This window comes from Brevibacterium sp. K72, assembly GCF_050562175.1.
Taxonomy (GTDB): domain Bacteria; phylum Actinomycetota; class Actinomycetes; order Actinomycetales; family Brevibacteriaceae; genus Brevibacterium; species Brevibacterium casei.
This window is the reverse complement of sequence record NZ_CP191582.1, coordinates 2,386,267-2,404,422: the sequence shown is the minus strand read 5'-3', so window position 1 is coordinate 2,404,422 and position 18,156 is coordinate 2,386,267. Positions and strand designations below refer to the sequence as shown.

13 protein-coding genes are annotated in these 18,156 nt (G+C 70.1%); 5 read left to right on the top strand and 8 right to left on the bottom strand.

The window, feature by feature from the left end:
- Window positions 1-35 precede the first annotated feature (35 nt).
- Together manB and ACQ1RG_RS10685 are read right to left on the bottom strand one after the other, a co-directional pair.
- Window positions 36-1,478 (bottom strand): phosphomannomutase/phosphoglucomutase, encoded by a 1,443-nt coding sequence (gene manB, locus ACQ1RG_RS10690; RefSeq protein WP_101624564.1) that lies wholly within the window; start codon window positions 1,476-1,478, stop codon window positions 36-38.
- A gap of 30 nt (window positions 1,479-1,508) precedes the next feature.
- Complete coding sequence (locus ACQ1RG_RS10685; protein WP_197907842.1) at window positions 1,509-1,814, bottom strand: DUF3499 family protein; 306 nt, start codon at window positions 1,812-1,814, stop codon at window positions 1,509-1,511.
- Between the two features lie 147 nt (window positions 1,815-1,961).
- Here ACQ1RG_RS10685 and ACQ1RG_RS10680 point away from each other — a divergent pair, with 147 nt between their 5' ends.
- Window positions 1,962-2,324: a metallopeptidase family protein gene (locus ACQ1RG_RS10680; protein ID WP_009374829.1), complete on the top strand. Its 363-nt coding sequence runs from the start codon at window positions 1,962-1,964 to the stop codon at window positions 2,322-2,324.
- Between the two features lie 10 nt (window positions 2,325-2,334).
- Here the strand turns inward: ACQ1RG_RS10680 and ACQ1RG_RS10675 are convergent, their stop codons facing one another.
- The 3 genes from ACQ1RG_RS10675 to ACQ1RG_RS10665 are packed head-to-tail and all read right to left on the bottom strand — an operon-like array spanning window position 2,335 to window position 7,492.
- Window positions 2,335-3,792: a DUF5719 family protein gene (locus tag ACQ1RG_RS10675; protein WP_259824206.1), complete on the bottom strand. Its 1,458-nt coding sequence runs from the start codon at window positions 3,790-3,792 to the stop codon at window positions 2,335-2,337.
- On the bottom strand, window positions 3,789-7,055 hold the full coding sequence (locus ACQ1RG_RS10670; protein ID WP_009374825.1) for a glycosyl transferase family 2: 3,267 nt from the start codon (window positions 7,053-7,055) through the stop codon (window positions 3,789-3,791). Before ACQ1RG_RS10670 ends, ACQ1RG_RS10675 begins: the two co-directional genes overlap by 4 nt.
- Window positions 7,052-7,492, bottom strand: a complete 441-nt coding sequence (locus ACQ1RG_RS10665) for a WhiB family transcriptional regulator (protein ID WP_269447355.1) — start codon at window positions 7,490-7,492, stop codon at window positions 7,052-7,054. The genes ACQ1RG_RS10670 and ACQ1RG_RS10665 overlap by 4 nt, the downstream gene beginning before the upstream one ends.
- 318 nt (window positions 7,493-7,810) lie before the next feature.
- On the opposite strand from ACQ1RG_RS10665, the gene ACQ1RG_RS10660 reads away from it, so the two are divergent.
- The 4 genes from ACQ1RG_RS10660 to ACQ1RG_RS10645 all read left to right on the top strand — a co-directional run bounded on the left by ACQ1RG_RS10660 (window position 7,811) and on the right by ACQ1RG_RS10645 (window position 11,211).
- Entirely contained in the window at window positions 7,811-8,938 is a 1,128-nt protein-coding gene (locus tag ACQ1RG_RS10660; RefSeq protein WP_040340920.1) for a coenzyme F420-0:L-glutamate ligase, read from the top strand.
- A 271-nt stretch (window positions 8,939-9,209) separates the two neighbouring features.
- On the top strand, window positions 9,210-9,764 hold the full coding sequence (locus ACQ1RG_RS10655) for a hypothetical protein (protein ID WP_232252567.1): 555 nt from the start codon (window positions 9,210-9,212) through the stop codon (window positions 9,762-9,764).
- On the top strand, window positions 9,752-10,534 hold the full coding sequence (locus ACQ1RG_RS10650) for a CoA transferase subunit A (RefSeq protein WP_040340918.1): 783 nt from the start codon (window positions 9,752-9,754) through the stop codon (window positions 10,532-10,534). The genes ACQ1RG_RS10655 and ACQ1RG_RS10650 overlap by 13 nt, the downstream gene beginning before the upstream one ends.
- An 11-nt stretch (window positions 10,535-10,545) precedes the next feature.
- Window positions 10,546-11,211 carry a CoA transferase subunit B gene (locus ACQ1RG_RS10645; RefSeq protein WP_009374820.1) on the top strand — a complete coding sequence of 222 codons (666 nt, stop codon included), beginning with the start codon at window positions 10,546-10,548 and terminating at the stop codon, window positions 11,209-11,211.
- A 450-nt stretch (window positions 11,212-11,661) separates the two neighbouring features.
- Here ACQ1RG_RS10645 and manA read toward each other — a convergent pair whose 3' ends face one another.
- The 3 genes from manA to ACQ1RG_RS10630 all read right to left on the bottom strand — a co-directional run bounded on the left by manA (window position 11,662) and on the right by ACQ1RG_RS10630 (window position 17,864).
- Window positions 11,662-12,978 carry a mannose-6-phosphate isomerase, class I gene (gene manA, locus ACQ1RG_RS10640; RefSeq protein ID WP_095375695.1) on the bottom strand — a complete coding sequence of 439 codons (1,317 nt, stop codon included), beginning with the start codon at window positions 12,976-12,978 and terminating at the stop codon, window positions 11,662-11,664.
- A gap of 429 nt (window positions 12,979-13,407) precedes the next feature.
- Complete coding sequence (locus ACQ1RG_RS10635) at window positions 13,408-16,005, bottom strand: NlpC/P60 family protein (protein ID WP_430600109.1); 2,598 nt, start codon at window positions 16,003-16,005, stop codon at window positions 13,408-13,410.
- A 359-nt stretch (window positions 16,006-16,364) separates the two neighbouring features.
- Window positions 16,365-17,864 (bottom strand): LCP family protein, encoded by a 1,500-nt coding sequence (locus ACQ1RG_RS10630; protein WP_095375693.1) that lies wholly within the window; start codon window positions 17,862-17,864, stop codon window positions 16,365-16,367.
- Window positions 17,865-18,156 lie beyond the last annotated feature (292 nt).

Genomic DNA, 18,156 nt, shown 5'->3' with positions numbered 1-18,156 from the left:
TCCTCCTTGGGATTTCGGGACGTTGGGGGCAGCGGTCAGGCGACGCGGCCTTCGACGATGTCGGTGGCGCGGGCGGTGAGCTCGCGCATCCGGGCGTCGTCGGGGGCCTCGACGTTGAGCCGGACCAGGGGTTCGGTGTTCGACTTGCGCAGGTTGACCCACCAGTCGCGGCCCTGCAGGCTGATCCCGTCGAGGTCCTCGACGAGCTCAGGGGCGAACCGGGGCGCGGCGGCGGCAAAGGCTTCGAGCACGGCGTCGGGGTCGGCGACGGTGAAGTTGATCTCCCCGGACTGCCGGTAGGTGTCGTAGGCGGCGACGAGACGGGAGGCGAGCCCGTCGGCCTCGGCGAGGGCGGCGATGAGGTGGCATGCGGCGAGCATGCCGGAGTCCGCGCCGTAGAACTCCTCGAAGTAGAAGTGCGCGGAGTGCTCGCACGCGAAGACCGCACCCTCCTCGCGCATGAGGGTCTTGATCCCCGAGTGGCCCACCTTCGAGCGCACCGCGCGGCCCCCGGCGGCGGTGATCGCCTCGGGCACGCTGCGGGAGGTGATGAGGTTGTGGATGACCGTGGGTTCGTCGCGACCCGCCGCTCGGGCGCGGGCGATCTCCCGTTCGGAGACGAGGGCGCCGACCGCCGAGGCCGACATCGTCGCCCCGGTCTCATCGATGAAGAAGCAGCGGTCGGCGTCGCCGTCGAAGGCGAGCCCCAGGTCGGCGCCGTGCTCGCGCACGGCGGCCTGGACGTCGACGAGGTTCTCCGGCTTGAGCGGGTTGGCCTCGTGGTTGGGGAACGTCCCGTCGAGTTCCGTGTAGAGCCCGATGATCTCGAGTCGGGTCGCCGGCAGCCCGGCGTCGGTGCCGAAGACCTCGCCGATGAGGCGCCCGGCCATGCCGTTTCCGGCGTCGACGACGACGGTGAGGTCCGCGACCTCGTCGAGGCGGGTGAGCTCGCGGATGCGCTGCGCGTACCGGGTGCGCACCGAGGCGGCCGCGGATTCGTCGACGGAGACCGCCGGGGTCCCCACCGCAGGGTCGGGGGCGTTCGGGGCGAGGTCGCAGATGCGGCCGAGTCCGGTCTCGAGGCTCACCCCGCCGGCGCCGGGGGCGCAGATCTTGATCCCGTTGTAGTCGGCGGGGTTGTGGCTCGCGGTGATCATCGCCCCGGGCAGGTCGAAGATCCCGGAGGCGAAGTAGAGCTGGTCGGTCGAGCACAGGCCCAACAGCACGGCCCGCGATCCCGCGGCCTCGACTCCGGCGGCGAAGGAGCGGGCGAAGCCCGGGGAGCTCGGGCGCATGTCGTGTCCGATGACGACCTCGCCGCTGCCGTGGATCTCGCCCATCGCCGAGGCGGTCGCCCAGCCGAGGGCGAAGAGGACGTCGTCGTCGAGCTGGTCGGGGATCCGTCCCCGGATGTCGTAGGCGCCGACGGCGGTGTCGAGGGCGCGGGAACGGGAGGCGGAGAGGGTCTCACCTGACATGGGGGTCCTTCGGTTCGTGCGCGGAGAGGCTCAGGGGCCGATGATGCGCAGGTGGCCGTGCTTGCGAACGGCGGGGGCGGGCTCGTCGACAGGGGTCGGACCGTCGGGGCGCGGTGTCGTCGTTCCCGCCGCTTCGCGGACGGCGTCGGCGATCGCGAGGAGGTCGTCGTGGGTGCGCTCGGGCGGTTCCTCACCCGTCCCGATGCGGATGAGCTGCCAGTCCACCGGCGGGGTGAGCCTCGCGGCGTGGTCGGCGCACAGGTCGTGGGCGCCGGGTTCGGCGCGCCGGGCGAGGGGACCGATGACGACGCAGGCGTCCGCGTGGACATAGGTCATGGTCGCGGTGGCGCTGCGCGAGCAGCTGACTTTCGAGCACGTACGCAAGGCTGACACAGTACTGAACTCTACACGCTGGCCCCGTCCGTTCCGGGCAGGCGCCGCCGGGTGCGAGCCGATGGGATCGCCTCGGTAGAATGACGGGCTATGAGCACGCGCCGCAGACGGGATCGCCACGGCCGGGGACTGCGCTCCCCGCTCCACCGCGCCGACGTGCCCGCACGCGAGACGCGGGCGCAGAGCTTCGCCCGCCTCGCCGCCGAGGAGTTCGCCCGGCACCGGGCCAGGGACCCTGAGCTGCTCGCCGACGTCGTCCTCGCCGTCGACGCGGTGCCTCCGGCGGGGTCGGATGAGCCGAGCTTCGGGCGGGTGTTCCCTGCGACCCCGCACCGGCGGACCCACATCGTCCTCTACCGTCGCCCGATCGAGTACCACAGCCTCGGCGGCAGCAGGGAGAGCCTCATCGCCGAGGTGCTCGCCGATCAGGTCGACCTGCTCCGCGGAGCGTGAGCGGACCGCGTCAGCGGAGCCGGATGTCGCGGTAGGCGACGCCGGCGGGGGCGGGCGCGGGCATGACCGCCGAGACCCCGGTGTCCGAGGTGACAAGGAGGCTCGCATGCACACCGCCGGTCACCGTGCCGGAGGCGTTCGCTGCCCCGATGACGAGGGCGCGGACGGCATCCGGGGAGATCTCGGCCGGGTTGAGTCTCGTCGTCGTCGACTCCTCGAGGTCGACGGTGCGGGGGTCGGTGAGGGAGCCGTCGTCGCGCATCCCCGCCACCTGCACCTGACCCTGTCCGGGTGAGAGGAAGAGCTCTGCCGAACCGGTGCGCGGCAGCGCCATGAGCTGGGTCTCGGCGAGGTCGTCGGTCGCGCTCAGCGTCGCGAAGTCCCCCTTGCCGCTGTCGTCGTTCGTCGCGACGATCCCCGAGGCCTGGACGGTCCGGTCCGAGGAGACGACGATGCTCGCGGCGTCGAGCTCCCCGAGATCGGCTTCGGCCACACCCTGGGCGACGACGGTGAGCGAGGAGCGCGGGAGGTCGATCTCCCCGTCGGGACCGTAGGCCTTGAGGTCGACCTCGGCGAGGTCGTCGCTCGGGTTCGCCACGCGCACCCGCACGCTCTTGCCGCTCATGCCGGTGAGGACCTGTTCGGAGTCCGCCCCGGCCCCTGCGGCGGCGAGGTCGATGCCCTGCGGGGTGAGGCCGTCGAGTTTCGTCTCCTGGACGGAGCCGGCGAGCACTCCCCCGTCGACGGAGACGTCGACGGCGAGCTCCTCGGCCCCGGCGGCGAGCCCGGCCAGGCGCACGGCCCGCTGGGATCCGGCGCGGATGCTCAGCTCCGTCGGCTCTCCCCGGGCGCCGGCGGCCGTCATCATCTGCACGCGGGCTTGGACGGGCGCGGAGCCGGGGTTGCTCAGCAGCAGCTGCGAGTTCGAGCCCGGCTGGCCGGAGCCGGCGAGGATCCGGAAGTTCGAGGCCGGTTCCGCACACGTGAGCGTCGCCAGGCCCGTGAGGTCGCCCGAGGTGCCTTCGACGGTCTCGAGAGCCGTCGTCAATGCGGGCGCTCCCGGGCGTGCGAAGCCGGTGACGATCTTCGTGCCCGCCACCGGGTCGTCGCCGGAGACGAATCCCGCCGAGGCGGGCTGGTCGAAGTCCGGGCCGCCCCCGAGGTCGGCGACCCGCAGTCGGGCGGCCGAGACCGAGCCGTCGGCGGCGCTGATCGGCGCCGAGGCGGCGAGGACGCGGGTGCTCACGTTCGAGTCGTCGACGAACTCCGCATCGGTGCCTTCGGCGGCTTTGTCGGTGAGCAGGGGTCCCGGGCAGATCACCCTGGTGTCGGCCGTGGGCATCCGCACCTGCTCCGGGCTGCGGTCGAGGGTGCCCGAGGTGATCGGGGCGAGGAACGAGGTGGTGGCGACGATGACGCCGGGAACGGCGATCGCCGCGAAGGTGACGATGCTGCGGCTGAGCTTCATGGCCTCTCCCTCGTCAGTGTCCGCGAGTGGGTGGCAGCGCTGCGGTTCGGCCGCTCCTCCGAGTCGGCGGGCCGCCCGGCGTCCGAGGAGTCCGCGGTCTCGGCTGCGTCGGGGTCGCCTGCTCGGCCGGTGTCGGTGCCGCCGGTCTCCGCCTGTGACAGAGTCCCTCCGTCGTGCGCCTCTTCGTCGCGCGTCTCTTCGTCGCGCGTCTGCCCGTCCCGATCGCTGGAGCGGGCCTCGCCTCCTCGACCGCCCGCCCGCGGGCGGTGGCCTCCCGTGCGGCGGGTGCCGATCGGCAAGGCGACGATGAGGCAGACGAGACCGAGCACCCATCCGGCGATGACACCGGCGCTGACCAGTGGGGATCCCTCGTCGAGGTCGACGGTGCCCCCGGCGGCGGGCAGCGAGAACTCCGCATCCCATGCCGCGCTCGGCTCGGCCGGCCGCGGCAGGGTCTGATCGCCGATGGCGGCCTCGAGGTCGGGGGCGTTCTCAGCGACGATGAGCGTGCGTCCCTCGGCGCCCGCCGGGACTTCGATCCGTCCGTCGACGATCGGTGCCGTGGACAGCGTCCCATCGGGCTCGGCGATGAGGAAGCGTCCGCTGTAGGGCTTGTCGACCTGCCAGAGGGTGCCCGTCTCGGTCGGACCGACCTCGACGAGTCCGGTGGCTGCGGCCACGGAGCTGCGCAGTCCGTCCTCTCCCGAACCGACGAGGACGAAGTCGACGCCGAGGCGGCCGAGGAGGTCGCGGACGTCACCGGCGTCGTCGGCGGACAGGGCGGCCGCGGCCTGGGCGATGAGGACCTTGTCCTCGCCGATCGGCAGCGGGCGACGCTGCCCCGGAGGGCCGCCGACCGCCTCGGCGGAGAGCACCGTCGAGGTGCCGAGAGCGGTGCCGTCCGCGGTTGAGATGAGGGTGGCGATGACCTCGCCGTCGACGGCGTCGAGGCGCAGGGTGCGCGCCTCGGTGTCTCCGGCCCCGCGGTCGGCGGCCAGGGCCGGGACGGTCCCGTGCTCGGCGGTGGCGACGGTGTCGTTCGAGGTGAAGGCGGGTCCGACGCCGAGCATCGCGAAGCCGAGGGCGGCGAGGACGACGAGTCCGGTGAGCACGCGCATCGGCGCCCGTGACCGCCCCCGGGAGCCGGCGGCGAGACGGTCGGCGCCGAGGGCGAGCAGAGCGATGGCCCCGAGGCTCGTCAGCGTCAGACCGGCCGCAGGGTAGGACCCGATGAGGGCGAAGGGCCCGACCTGCGCGGGGAGGTGGACCTGAAGGGTGGCCAGGGCGAGCCCGGCGAGGTAGAGCCCGACCGTCCACGTGAGGACCGGCAGGGGGATGCGGGCCTCGATGAGCGTGAGGAAGGCGAGGACGAGCATGGGCACGACGACAGCCGGAGCCCACAGACCCACGGTCGCCGCAGCAGCCGAGCTGAGGCCGAGGGCGTCGGCCGCGGCACCGAGCCAGCCCAGGTCGAGCGGGGCGGGGAAGCCGACGGCGAGCAGGTAGGTCGGTGGCGCGCCCGGGGCGAGCGTCTGGCCCGGCGTGACGAGCAGGGTGCCCGGCTCGGTGATGACGCCGAGGAGCCACGGCCATGCGAGCACGAGCGTGGGGGCGAGCAGCCAGAGGTGGCGCAGCCCCTGCCGGGTGGCGAGGAGGACGACGGTGAGCACGAGGCCGATGACGAGCAGGAGCGGGCTGCCGGCGATGAGGACGAAGAGGAGGAGCCCGGCTCCTGCGGCGGCGGAGACCGACCCGGTGCGCAGGCTGCGGGTGAGAGCGATGACGAAGAGCGGGGCGGCGATCCAGACGACGATGACGCCGAGGCGACCGGCGGACAGTCCGGTGAGGAAGAGCGGGGCTGTGACCCAGAGGAGACCTGCGAGTCCCCGCACCCAGCGACCGTGGACGAGCATTCCGGCTGCGGCGTAGGCGGCGATCGCGGCGCCGACGGGGGCGAGCAGGATGAGCACGCGGACCGTGAGGTCGAGGTCGCCGAGGAAGGGCAGACCGAGGACGGCGAGGACGAGCTGGAGCGGATCGGCGGGGACGTCTGTCCCGGTGCCGACGTCGAGCCTGCCTCCGAGGAGGCGGGCGATGAGCTCGCCGTAGCCGACGTCGGTCGAGCCGAGCGCGCCGCCGACGAGGTGGCCGGGACCGAAGAGGCGGTGCGAGACGATGCCGGAGAGCACGCCGGAGACGAGGATGAGGTACGTGAGCGGGTGGGTGAAGATGCCGGCTCCCCCGCTCACCTCGAGGCGGGAGAACGAGTCGATGGCCTCTTCGGTGTCGCCGACCTGGTGGAGATCGGCCTCGTCGCGCACGTCGTCGACGCCGACGCCGGAGGCGGTGCCCTCGACCATGCTGCGGCGTTGGACGGCGAGCTCGTCGGAGTCGGCGTAGAGCGCCGAGAGGTGCGCGCTGTTCGCCCGCCTGCCGAGGCGACCGCGCTTGCCGTTCGCCCTCCGCAGACGTCCGGTCGCGCGGACATCGGAGGGCAGGCCGAGGAGCGCGGAGAAGTGCCAGCGGGCGGTGCGCGGGTCGTTGCCGAGGAGGGCGAGGAGGGCACGGCCGATCCGGGTGAGCGCGAGGCCGAGGACGAGCGCCGGCAGACCGGGACGAGCGAGGCTGAGACGGTACCGCTGTTCGGAGCGGATCTGGCCCGACGAGCGCGGCGGGCGGGCAGAGGACCCGAGTTGGGCCGCCTCGGCGGCGGAGACCTCGAGCCGGGCACGGGGGGCGACGACGACGCGTTTGCCGAGGTCGCGGAAGCGGCGCGAGAATTCGATCCCGCGGTAGGCGGGGCCGAGCACCCGACTCGGCGCCCCGACCCGGGAGAGTTCGGCGGTGGCGATGAGCATGCCGGGCAGGTCGAGGGCGAGGGTCTCGCCGACGCCGTCGCGCTGGCCCTGGTCGACCTCGCCGGTGCCCACGGGGTTGACCCGCTCCCCCGCCGAGGTGGTCGTCACGCCCGCGGAGACGATCCGGTCCGACGCCATGAGCTTGGGGCCGACGGCGGCGATCGATTCGGTGGCGCTGATCGCCTCGACGAGTTCGTCGAGGCAGCCCGGCTCGGGCCGGGAGTCAGGAGTGAGGAACCACAGGTACTCGCTGCCCGAGACGGCCGGCAGGGCGAGCGCCTCGGTGACGGTGAGCCCCCCGAGATCGACGACGGGGATCTCGGGGTGGATCCGGTGCAGAGCCGTCTCGAGCTCGGCACGGCGGGAGTCGTCGCCGGAGACGACGACAGTGACAGCAGGCCTCACACGACTCGCTTCTTGAGTCGGCGGCGTTCGCGCTCGGACATGCCGCCCCAGATCCCGAACCGTTCGTCGTTGGCCAGGGCGTACTCGAGGCATTCGGAGCGGACCTCGCAGGACTCGCAGACCCGCTTGGCCTCACGTGTCGAGCCGCCCTTCTCCGGGAAGAAGGCCTCGGGATCGGTCTGGGCGCACAGCGCCTGGTCCTGCCACGAGAGCTCTCCGTCTCCGGCGGCGCCGAGGAGCAGAGACAGCGGTGACACTGCGGTATCGTCGACGGGAAGCGGTGTGAGATCGTTCGGGTCGATGGCCAGCGGGTCCGGCAGCGTGTCCGGTGTCCTGGCGCCGGGTTCGACGAACCAGTCGCCGGCGCTGCGGGAGGTCACTCCCGGTATCGCGGAGTGCTCCTCCTGTTCGAGCCTCTTTCTCTGTGCGCTCTGCACGATGTTCCCCTTTCTCACGCTCAGCGTGTTGTGCCTTCCGAATCCGAGAATTCGTGCTAAGCGCGTTCCCCTTAGGTATAAATTACACGCGTGTCATTACTGTCGAGTCAAGCCCTCTTGGAGTATCGGGGCGGCCCCGGTGACCGTATTCGAACACACCTTCACATGCACACGCGCCCCCGACACAACATATGGTGCGGTGAGGCCCCCGCCCCACTATCCGTGGTGTCGCGACGGGGATTCTGTGAGAATTTCGGATTCGTTCGGCAGGGATGGGAATATGGAGGGATGAGCCACGGAACCGGAGCGAGGGCGGGCATGAACGACAGACTGCTCACGGTCTACGCCCCGCCGGTCGACGAGGACATCCGCCCGGGATCGGACCTCGCGGCGATCCTCGTCACCAGCCTGCGCCGCAACCGCATCGACCTCAAGGACGGTGACATCCTCGTCATCGCCTCGAAGGTCGTCTCGAAGGCGGCCGGACGGCTGGCGAGCGTGGCCGACCGCACCGAGTTCGAGGAGCTCGTCGCCCGCTCCTCGACCCACCTCGTCGCCGAGCGCAGCTACGCCTCGGGCACGACCGTCCAGGTGGTGCGGACCCGAGCGGGCACCGTCCAGGCCGCTGCCGGCCTCGACCAGTCGAACTCCGGAGGCGACGTCGTCCTCCACCCGCTCGATGCCGACCGCTCGGCCGACGAGCTGCGCTCGCGTGTCGAGGAGGCCTTCGCCGTGCGCATCGGGGTCGTCGTCTCCGACACGACCTCGCGGCCGTGGCGGGTGGGCGTCGGCGACATCGCGCTCGGCCTCTCCGGCTTCTCGGGCCTCGACGACCAGCGCGGTCTGCCCGATGACGACGGACGGCTGCAGTCGGTGACCGTGCGCGCCGTCGCCGACGAGATCGCCGCGGCCGCCGACCTCGTCAAGGGGGCGGCCAGGGGTCTGCCGATGGCGCTCGTGCGCGGAGCCGGCGGCTATCTCGACAACGGCGGCGACGGTGCGAGCGCACTGTGCCGCGACCGCGCCGAGGACTGGTTCCGCTACGGCCACGTCGAGGCGATCCAACGGGGTCTCGGGGTCGAGACCGTGCCCGGGCGCCCAGCGGCCGGCGACGGCGGCGACGACATCCTCGAGCGGGTCTCACGGGCCGTGCGCGTCGTCCGCGGCGGGATCTCCCGGACGCCTGGACACGCGGCGTGGCGGATGCGCATCGAGGGCTCGGGGTCGCGGATCGTCATGAGCCCCTCGGACTCCCCGGCGGTGACGCAGGCCGACGGGCCGCCGATCCTCGAGGCGATGGTCGGACTCGGCTCCCTCGTCGAACGGATGCACACCGCGCTCTTCGCCGAGGACCTCTCGGCGACGACGAAGTGGCAGTGGGCCGACGGGGAGCTCGGAGCCTTCCCCCGCGGCGTGATCATCGACATCGGACTCCTCACTCCCTGAGCCCCCGACACAGTCCCTCCCAGCGACACAGTCCCTCCCAGCGACGAAAGCAGGTTCCCTGGTCCTCTCCCGCCTCAGCCGCACCGGCGGTCCCGTCCTCCTCTGGCGCGGCCCCGAATACGACCGCCTCGACCTCACCGGCCCGGTCATCGCCAACTGGGTCCACAAGGGAGTCGGCCTCTTCGGCGACTACGACCTCGGTCCCGACTTCACGCTTTTCGTCCCCTCGCCGGCCGGTCTCCACTGGCGTGAGCTCGTCGCGATCCTCAGCGTGCTCCTCGGCGGCGGCCGTGTCGTCCTCGGCGGGCCCGGCCAGGCAGCCGGCAACCAGGAGGCCGCCGAGGGACCGCCGGCGATCGACCCGGCGATCGTGCCCGATGGGGACTTCCACGCCTTCGTCGCCGCGGGCGTCGAATCGGACCCGGCGATCGCCTCGGCGGAGGAGATCTTCGTCTTCAACCCTCCCGCGCTGGCCCTGAGCACCCCCGTCGACGCCGATCTCATCGACGTCAACTCCGCGATCCGCGCCTACCCCGACGTGACCTCGGGGCGGCTCGACCGCTCCGGCGTCCTCGTCGTCGCCGGCCCCGGTGCCGAGCCGACGGAGGTCGCCTGGGCCGAGGCCGAGGAGGCGGGGACCGGTCGGCCCGCGGGGATCCTCGTCTCCCACTCGACCCCGCTGGCCGGGCAGTGGCCGGAGTTCCTCGGCCACCTCCTCGGCGGGGGTGAGACGCTCCTGGCCACAGGCGTGGATGAGGCCCACATCACGGACCTCGCGGGAACCCTCGGGGAGGTCCGTGGCAGACTGGGCTCATGGACAAAGTAGTTGACACGCCCGCAGAAGCGGTGGCCGATATTGCCGATGGATCGTCGATCGCCGTGGGCGGTTTCGGGGTCGTCGGAGTCCCCGAATTCCTCATCCGCGCGATCCGGGACCAGGGAACGACCGACCTCGAGGTGATCTCCAACAACGCGGGCGTCGACGGCCGCGGACTCGGCGTCCTCCTCGCCGATCACCGGCTGCGCCGGATCATCGCCTCCTACGTCGGGGAGAACAAGGAGTTCGCCCGGCAGTACCTCTCCGGTGAGCTCGAGGTCGAGCTCACCCCGCAGGGCACGCTCGCGGAGAAGCTGCGGGCCGGGGGCGCGGGGATCCCCGCCTTCTACACGGTCACCGGCGCCGGCACCCAGGTCGCCGAGGGCGGCATGCCGTGGAAGTACGACTCCGAGGGCAACGTCATCAAGGAGTCCCCGGCCAAGGACACGCGCGTCTTCGACACGTTCGGGGAGGAGCAGCAGTACGTCCTCGAGGAGTCGCTCGCCCCCGACTACGCACTCGTGCGGGCGGCGATCGGCGATCGGCACGGCAATCTCGTCTTCCACTCCTCGGCCCGCAACTTCAATCCCCCGGCCGCGCAGGCGGGACGGATCACGATCGCCGAGGTCGAGAAGCTCGTCGAACCCGGTGAGATCGACCCGGACCAGGTCCACGTCCCCGGCGTCTTCGTCCACCGGGTCGTCCCGCTCACCCCCGAGCAGGTCGCCGACAAGCCGATCGAGAAGCGCACCCTGCGCCCCACCCCTGAAAGCGCCTGAGGAGAGCCCCTATGTCACTGACCCGCAACCAGATGGCCGCGCGTGCGGCGCAGGAGCTCGCCGACGGCAGCTACGTCAACCTCGGCATCGGCATGCCCACACTTGTGCCGAACTACGTTCCCGACGACGTCCACCTCGTCCTCCAGTCGGAGAACGGCCTCCTCGGCGTCGGACCCTACCCGACCGAGGACGAAGTCGACCCCGATCTCATCAACGCGGGCAAGGAGACCGTGACGATGCTGCCCGGCGCCTCGTACTTCGATTCGGCGGCGAGCTTCGGGATGATCCGCGGCGGCAAGATCGACGCGGCGATCCTCGGCGCGATGCAGGTCGCCGTCAACGGCGACATCGCCAACTGGATGATCCCGGGCAAGATGGTCAAGGGCATGGGCGGGGCGATGGACTTGGTCCACGGTGCCAAGCGCGTCATCGTCGTCATGGACCACGTCGCCAAGGACGGCTCCCACAAGCTCCTCGAGGTCTGCGACCTGCCGCTGACCGGCAAAGGCGTCGTCGAGCGCATCATCACCGACCTCGCCGTGCTCGACGTCAGCGGGAACGCCTTCACCCTCGTCGAGCTCGCCCCCGGAGTCACCGTCGAGGAGGTCAAGGAGAAGACCGGCGCCGAGGTGATCGTCGACGGCGAGATCCCCACCGTCGACGTCCCCAACGTCTGAGCCCGCGCGGCTGAGCGGCGCTGCGGCTGAGCGGCGCTGCGGCTGAGCGGCGCTGGTCCCCTACGCCGTTTCGAGGACGCTCAGTGTCGATTTCTGATTGCAGAATCGACACTGAGCGTCCTCGACTCGTTTCTGTGCAGAGGCTCAGCTCGGGTGGTGCCGCGAGACATCCCTGTAGGCGCGAAACATCCACCTGCGCGCAATTCCTACCTTTGGGCGATCATCATCCCCACGCGCGCAATTCATCCCCGCACGCGCAATCCTCACCCGAAGGCGCGACGCATCCCGGGAGCGTCACAGACAACCGGCAGTCGCATACACCGCACTCGCAGCCGCAGATCCTCCCCTCGCACACGTAGGACGAGACGCTTGGGGTGAGGGATGCGCGCTGGACCGGCCGCGAACCGCTGGGGCGCTGAGCGAACAATGCTCAGACGAGAGGGACGCTGCTCAGGCGAAGGGCAGCGCCGGGTCGAGGCCTGTGGTCGCGACGAAGAGGTCGCCGTGCCCGTCGGCGGTGACCGCGGGCTCGTTCGCGCCGATGAACACGCTCTGGCCGCGGGTCAGCGTCGTCGACGCGCCGACCGAGGTCAGGGTGATGGTGCCGGAGGTGCACAGGGCGATCGCCGCGCCTCGGCGCTCGATGCGCTTGAGTCGGGGGCAGCGCAGCGCCTGGAGGGCGAAGTCCTCGGTCGCGCCGGTGAGCACGCCGTCGCGGTCGGGTTCGAGCAGCGTCGGTGCGCTCGCAGCGAACGAGGCGATGCGCGTGAGCTCGGGGATGTCGACGTGCTTGGTCGTCAGTCCCCCACGGAGCACGTTGTCACTCGAGGCCATGATCTCGATGCCGGTGCCGCCGAGGTAGGCGTGGAGGATTCCCGAGTCCATGGCCAGCGCCTCTCCGGGCTGGAGGTGGACGCGGCAGAGCATGAGGGCCACGAGCACCCCGGGGTCGCCAGGGTAGTCGGCGACGAGTTCGCGGAACGTCTGCATCGGGTCGACGGCGGTGCCGATCTGCGAGGCGTGGCCGCGCGGCGGCGTCGCGAAGTCCTGGTCGGCGATCTCGGTGACGAGCTGCGGCGCCCGCCCGTCGCCGAGGAGACGCTCGACCGTCCGGGCAAACGCTTTGGTCTCGCTCAGTCCCTTGAGGGAGGAGAGGATCTCCCCGAGGAAGTCGAGCGCGGAGACGCTCAGCGACAGCGAGAGGAAGCGTTCGAACGTCGCCCGCACAGCTTTGCGGGGACGGAACCCGGAGAGGGCGTGGAATTCGGTGAGCGCGTAGATGAGCTCGGGCTTGGCAGAGGCGTCCTTGTAGTTGCGGTCGGGCGCGTCGAGGTCGGGACCCGTCTCCTCTTCGCGCGCGAAGCCCTCTGCGGCCTGGGCAGGGGTGGGGTGGACCTGGATCGAGAGCGCACGCTCGGCCGAGAGGACCTTGAGGAGGAACGGCAGGCGCGGGCCGAAGGTCTCGAGCGAGTCCCGTCCCAGCAGGCCTTCGGGATCGCCGGCGATGTATTCGATGAGGTTGGGTCCGAGGTCGGTCCGCCCTTCCGCCCGAACGTCGACCGACGAACTCGAGCCGACCCGCCCGTAGCCCGACGATGCGTGCCGACCGCTGCCGGCGGCGAGTTCGAGGCGGGACGGGCTGAGCGGATGCGCACCGAGCCACAGCTCCGCGCACGGCGTTCCGTCCGGGACGGTGCCGAGGATCGCGGGGATCGCGTCCGGGGTTCCCCAGTCGAAGTTCTTCACCGTGTTGGTCAGCCGTCGCACAGGCTCCGCCCCTTTCTCTCTCTCGCCCGCTGGTGCCTATCACTCAACCGTAGCGTGCGCCCGCCCCGCTTTCCGGCGAAGACGCTGTGACTTCATCTCCTGTTCAGTCCTGTACATCAAGAGTTCACCACAGGACAGGTTGCCGGCAAGGGGGTTCGCCTCAGGTGCTGTGGCAGTTCCCCGCCGAGATGGTCGACCCGCCACCTTCGCCCCGCCGACGCGGCCCCGTCACCCTCGCCCCGCCGAGGTGGCCCCGTGGCCCCGCCGAGGTGGTCGGCCGCCCCAGCCGTCGGACTGCCTCATCTTGGCCCGAGCAGTCGTGAGGTGCCGGAGCGCAGTTGACGAGAGTCACCGTGGGCGGATGCGAGCGGGCCCCGCAGCACGATCGTGCTGCGGGGCCCGCTTCACTGACTTCCCGGCGGCTGAGCCTCAGCCGACGACGCGGATGACCTTGGCGCCGCGGCCGAGCATCCACTCGTAGCTGCGCTTGGCGGTGTTCGTCCGGGTCGAGCCGGCATCGTACATCTGGCCCTTGGTCTCGGAGATGATTCCGATGTGACCGGGGATCCAGATGAGGTCGCCGGGCTTGGCGTCCTTGATCGAGATGACCTTGCCGGCGTTGCGCTGCTGACTCGTCGTGCGCGGCAGCTTGATGCCGTTCTTGCCGTAGACGTACTGGGTGAAGCCCGAGCAGTCCCATCCCTTCGGCGTGGTGCCGCCCCAGACATACTTGACCCCGAGGTAGGACTTCGCGTCCTTGATGATGGCGTTGCGCTGCGCCTGGATCTTCTCCTCCTTGGACGGCTTGTCCTTCTTGCCGTCCTTGGAGTCCTTCGATCCCTTGTCGTCCTTGGAATCCTTGGAGTCCTTGGAATCCTTCGATCCCTTGTCGTCCTTGGAGTCCTTCGAGTCCTTGTTGTCCTTCGAATCCTTGTCGTCGTTGCCGGCTGCAGCACCTTCCCCGGAGTCTGCACCCGAACCGCCATCGGCGGCGCTGTCCCCCGGAGGCGAGCTGTCGCCCGAGGCATTCTCATCGACGACTCCACCCGAGATGGTCCCGTTGGGAGAGAACTCCGTCGTGCCGTAGCCCTCGGCCCAGACGAGCTTCGCCCCTTCGAACAGCTGCTCCCCGCGGCCGTCCTTGTAGGTGGGGTTCGACTTCGGGTAGCCGAGGTGCCCGCGCTCGTACCCCTTGGCCTTCCAGTAGCCCTGGAGCACGCCGGTCGTGTACCTCGCCCCGGTCTTGGGCGACCAGTGGATCGAGCCCTTGGAGAAGGTCTGGTACGCTCCCCCGTTCTTCAGCCCGCCGCGCTCGTTGCCCGTCGGCAGTCCGATCGTCTGGACGACATCGCCGCTGAACGCTCCCCGGATGGCGCCCTTGACGTGGTAGGCGCCGGTCTTCTTGGACCAGTAGACGACGCCCTTCTCGTAGTTGCGTCCCTTGGCGCCTGCGATGCCCTTGACATCGAACTCACCGCTCGTGGGCTTGCCGAGGTTGTTCTTCTCCGCGTAGTCCTCGATCGCGGTCTTCGGCTTCGGCTTGGGCTTGGGCGACTCGGTCTTCTCGTCCGAGGGCAGGTCGCCGGACTTGAGGATCGAGTTGACGGTGCCACGGATCTCTCCGAGCTTCGCGTAGAACGCATCTCCCGGGCAGTCAGTGCTGCCGAGGTCGCGGTGGCCGACGAGGGTCGACTTGCTCGCGGTCAGCCCGTTGAGCGAGAACTTCCACGCGATGGCGGCGGCCACAGCGTCACGGGTCTTCTTCGGCGGGGCCGAGCCGTTGTACGTGCCGAGGACCGAGATGCCGAACGTGCCGGAGTTGTGTCCGGCGACGTGGGCGCCGATGACGGCCTTCTCGAGCTTGCCGTCGCGGGCCTGCCACAGGCGGCCGTACTTGTCGGCGACGACGTTGTATCCGATGTCGGACCAGCCGCGTCCCTTCTGGTGGAAGGACTGGATGCCGCGGATGATCGCCGGCACGTCCTCGGCGGAGTAGCTGTTCGATCCCGAGGTGTGGTGGACGACGGCCTGCTTGATGCCGCTCGCGTAGTCAGGGCTGCCCTTGTAGGGCTTGGCGCCCCACGACTTGCGGGAGGCGATGTCGGGCCGCGGGACCTTCGCCGACTTCGCGACGGTGGACACCGAGGACGAGCCGGGGACGTAGTTCTGCGTCGTCACGGTCGCCGCTCCGCCGGCGGAGACGGTCGTCGCCTCGGCGGCGTCGCCGGCGCTGCCCGCACCGGTCTCGGTCGCAGCGGAGTCACCGTCGGTGGCCGGCTGCGCGCTCTGCGGGTCGATCTGGACGGGTGCGTTCTCGGCGACCGCCTCGGCGTCCGCGGACGAGCGCTTCGGGTCGACGAGGACGAGTTCGGCATCGCTGGGAGCCTTCTCGCCGAGGATGCGCATCTGGACGCCTGCCGCACGGTTGACCGTGAAGGGTTCGGAGCCCTCGTTCTTCGCCTCCTCCTGCTTCTCCTCGTCGAGCGTCTGCCAGTTCCCCCAACCGGAGTCGCTCTTGACGCGGACCTGGATGCGGATGCTCGACGGTGCGTTCGAGAAGGTGACCCCGACGAGGCTGGGGTTCTTCGACGGAACGTCGAGGACATCGGAGATGAGGGCGATGTTGACGCCGTCCTCGGTCTGCTGACGGACCGACCCGGAGATGTCGCCGTCGTCGTCGGCCTTCTCCGTCGGGGTCGACCCGTCGGTGGGGGCCGTGCCCTCGGCAGGTGCCGTCTCCTCGGTCTTCTCGCCCTGCTCGGCCTCGGCCGGGGCCGGGGTTTCGCTCGAGCCCTCAGGTGAGGTCAGCCCCGCCGAGGTGGGGGTGACGGCTGCCGTCGCCGCCTGCGCACCGGTGCCGACCGTGGCGGGCACCTGGGTGGCGGCGAGTGCCGTCTGCGACTTGAAGACGTTGGGAAGGTTGCTCGACGCGCTCTGATTGGCGACGGAGGCAGCGGAATCGCTGGAGTCGCGTGCGCCGGGGACGTTGAGTCCGTCCTCGCTCACCTTGAGCGCCTGTTGGGTCACTTCCGGCTCGACGGTTGCAGCAAAGGCAGTCGGAGCCGTGACCGCTAAGGTGCCGACGAGAGCGACTGAAGCGCAGCCCGCGACAGTGGGCAGTATGTATTTCATCGTTACAGCCTTTTCGAGGAAGTCAGGGAAGTTCAGGCCTCGGGGTCGGCTTCACCGTCGGCAGTACGGTGGGCAACCCCAACATCTCAAAATTGTTACACATTTCCGGCGTGTCAGACTAGCCAAATAACGAATGAACATAATTACACCGGTGTGGTTCCCAGTGTTCTCAGGCGACACACCGAGCGAAAGTTTTTTCGCGGGGTCCTTCTCCGGTCATCCTCGACCGGGGATCAGCCGCTCGTCCGCACCCTTTACGGGACGTAGCAGATGGCCCGCGCGTCCTCGTCTCCGCCCTTGTCAGGGCTGGCTGAGGCGGCGAGTTCGCGACCGGCGGAGGCGTCGACGTCAATGCCGGCGGAGACGCCCGCAGCGACACCCGTCGGCGCCGAGAGGGCGCTGTCCTGCTTCTCAGCGTCCGTGGAGGCTTTCTCGATCGCGTTCGCAACGAGGCGTCGCGCCTCGGCGAAGTCCGGTTGTGATGGTGTCACGCGCGGCGGAGTGAGGTCAAGCGACTCGATCTTCTGACTCTTCACCTTGAGGGCAAGGTCGACGAACATGTCGACCTGTGAGGACGGGATGTCCGTCGACACCGCTCCGGGGGTGGCCGCGGCGATGTCCTGGTACCGCGTGAGCACGGTCGCCGGGTCGAGCTGCTTGACCATGGCCTCCTGGACGCAGCGCTGGCGGATCATCCGCTCGTAGTCGCTGGAGAACTCGCGGGAGCGGGCGAACCAGAGCGCGTGGTAGCCGTCGAGCTTCTGCTTGCCCGGTTCGATCCAGCCCTTGACCGGGCCGTGCTTGCCCGTGGCCTTGTTCACCTTCGAGGAGATCGGCACCCGCTTGCCCGAGACCAGGGTGATCCCACCGAGGGAGTCGATGAGGTTCTCGAAGCCCTTGAGGTTGACCATGGCGTAGTACTGGACCTCGAGGCCGGTGACCGCTGAGACGGCGTCCATCGTCGCCTGCTCCCCGGCGCGCTTCGGGTCGGGGAACTTCTCCTTGTACTTCTCCCCCTGCTGGAACACGGCATTGAGGAGGCATTCGCTGCCGCAGTTGAAGCCCTGCGGGTAGACCGCGTTGAGCGGCGAATCCTCGGGGAAGGGGACGTTCTGCATGTTGCGCGGCAGTCCGATGATGACGGTCTTGCCGGTCTCGGCGTCGATCGAGACGAGGGAGAGCGAATCGGGTCGGATGCCCGTGCGGCCCTTGCCGGCGTCCGAGCCGAGGAGAAGGATGTTGTAGCGCCCGTCGACGGGTTTCGCGGCCTTGCCCGAGGCGAAGAGGTCGCTGACGAGCCCGCGCTGGCTGTTGAGGATGTTCGTGCCCCACGCCAGCGGTCCGACGACGACGAGGAGGAGGGCGCAGAACGCGCCGAGGAATCGAGTGCGCGCCTTCTTCGACAGGGTGACCAGGCGGATGCGGCGGACGGTGTCGAAGAGGCAGACGACCCAGTTGAGCCCGACGACCGGCACCCAGATGGTGAGGAAGGTGAGGATGTAGGGGTTCGTGCCGATCGTGAACGCGAATGTGCGATTGATGAGGATGGCGACGACGGCGATGATGACGAGCAGCCAGCTGATCGCCGTGATCGACAGCGAGATCTTCGCCCACCGGCGGGCACGGAAGAGCAGCTGGACGCCACCGGGAAGGAGGACGGAGACGAGGAGCAGCAGCCACGCCCGCAGGTCCCTGGTCGGCTGTGAGGCGTACGACGGGAAGCGGATCGGGTCGATGTACTTCGTCTCGGCCACTGCCTCACCTCTGCCTCTTGCTCGCTGACTGACTTCGGGCGCACCGACGCCCAGGCATCAATCGTGCCAAACCAACGTCCGAGTCCTCTGTGTCCCTCCATTGTGGCGCGTGGCAGGGGCCGAAGCCCGCACCTGCGCGCCTCGCATGTCGCCGATCACACCGTGTTCTCCCCCACACCGCCGCCTGATTCTCCGCGCACCGCCGCCCGGCCCTCCCCGGCACCGCCGCCCGCGGGCACGCAGACGGCCGTTCCCGCTGCGTGCGCGGCGGGAACGGCCGTGGAGTCGCCGG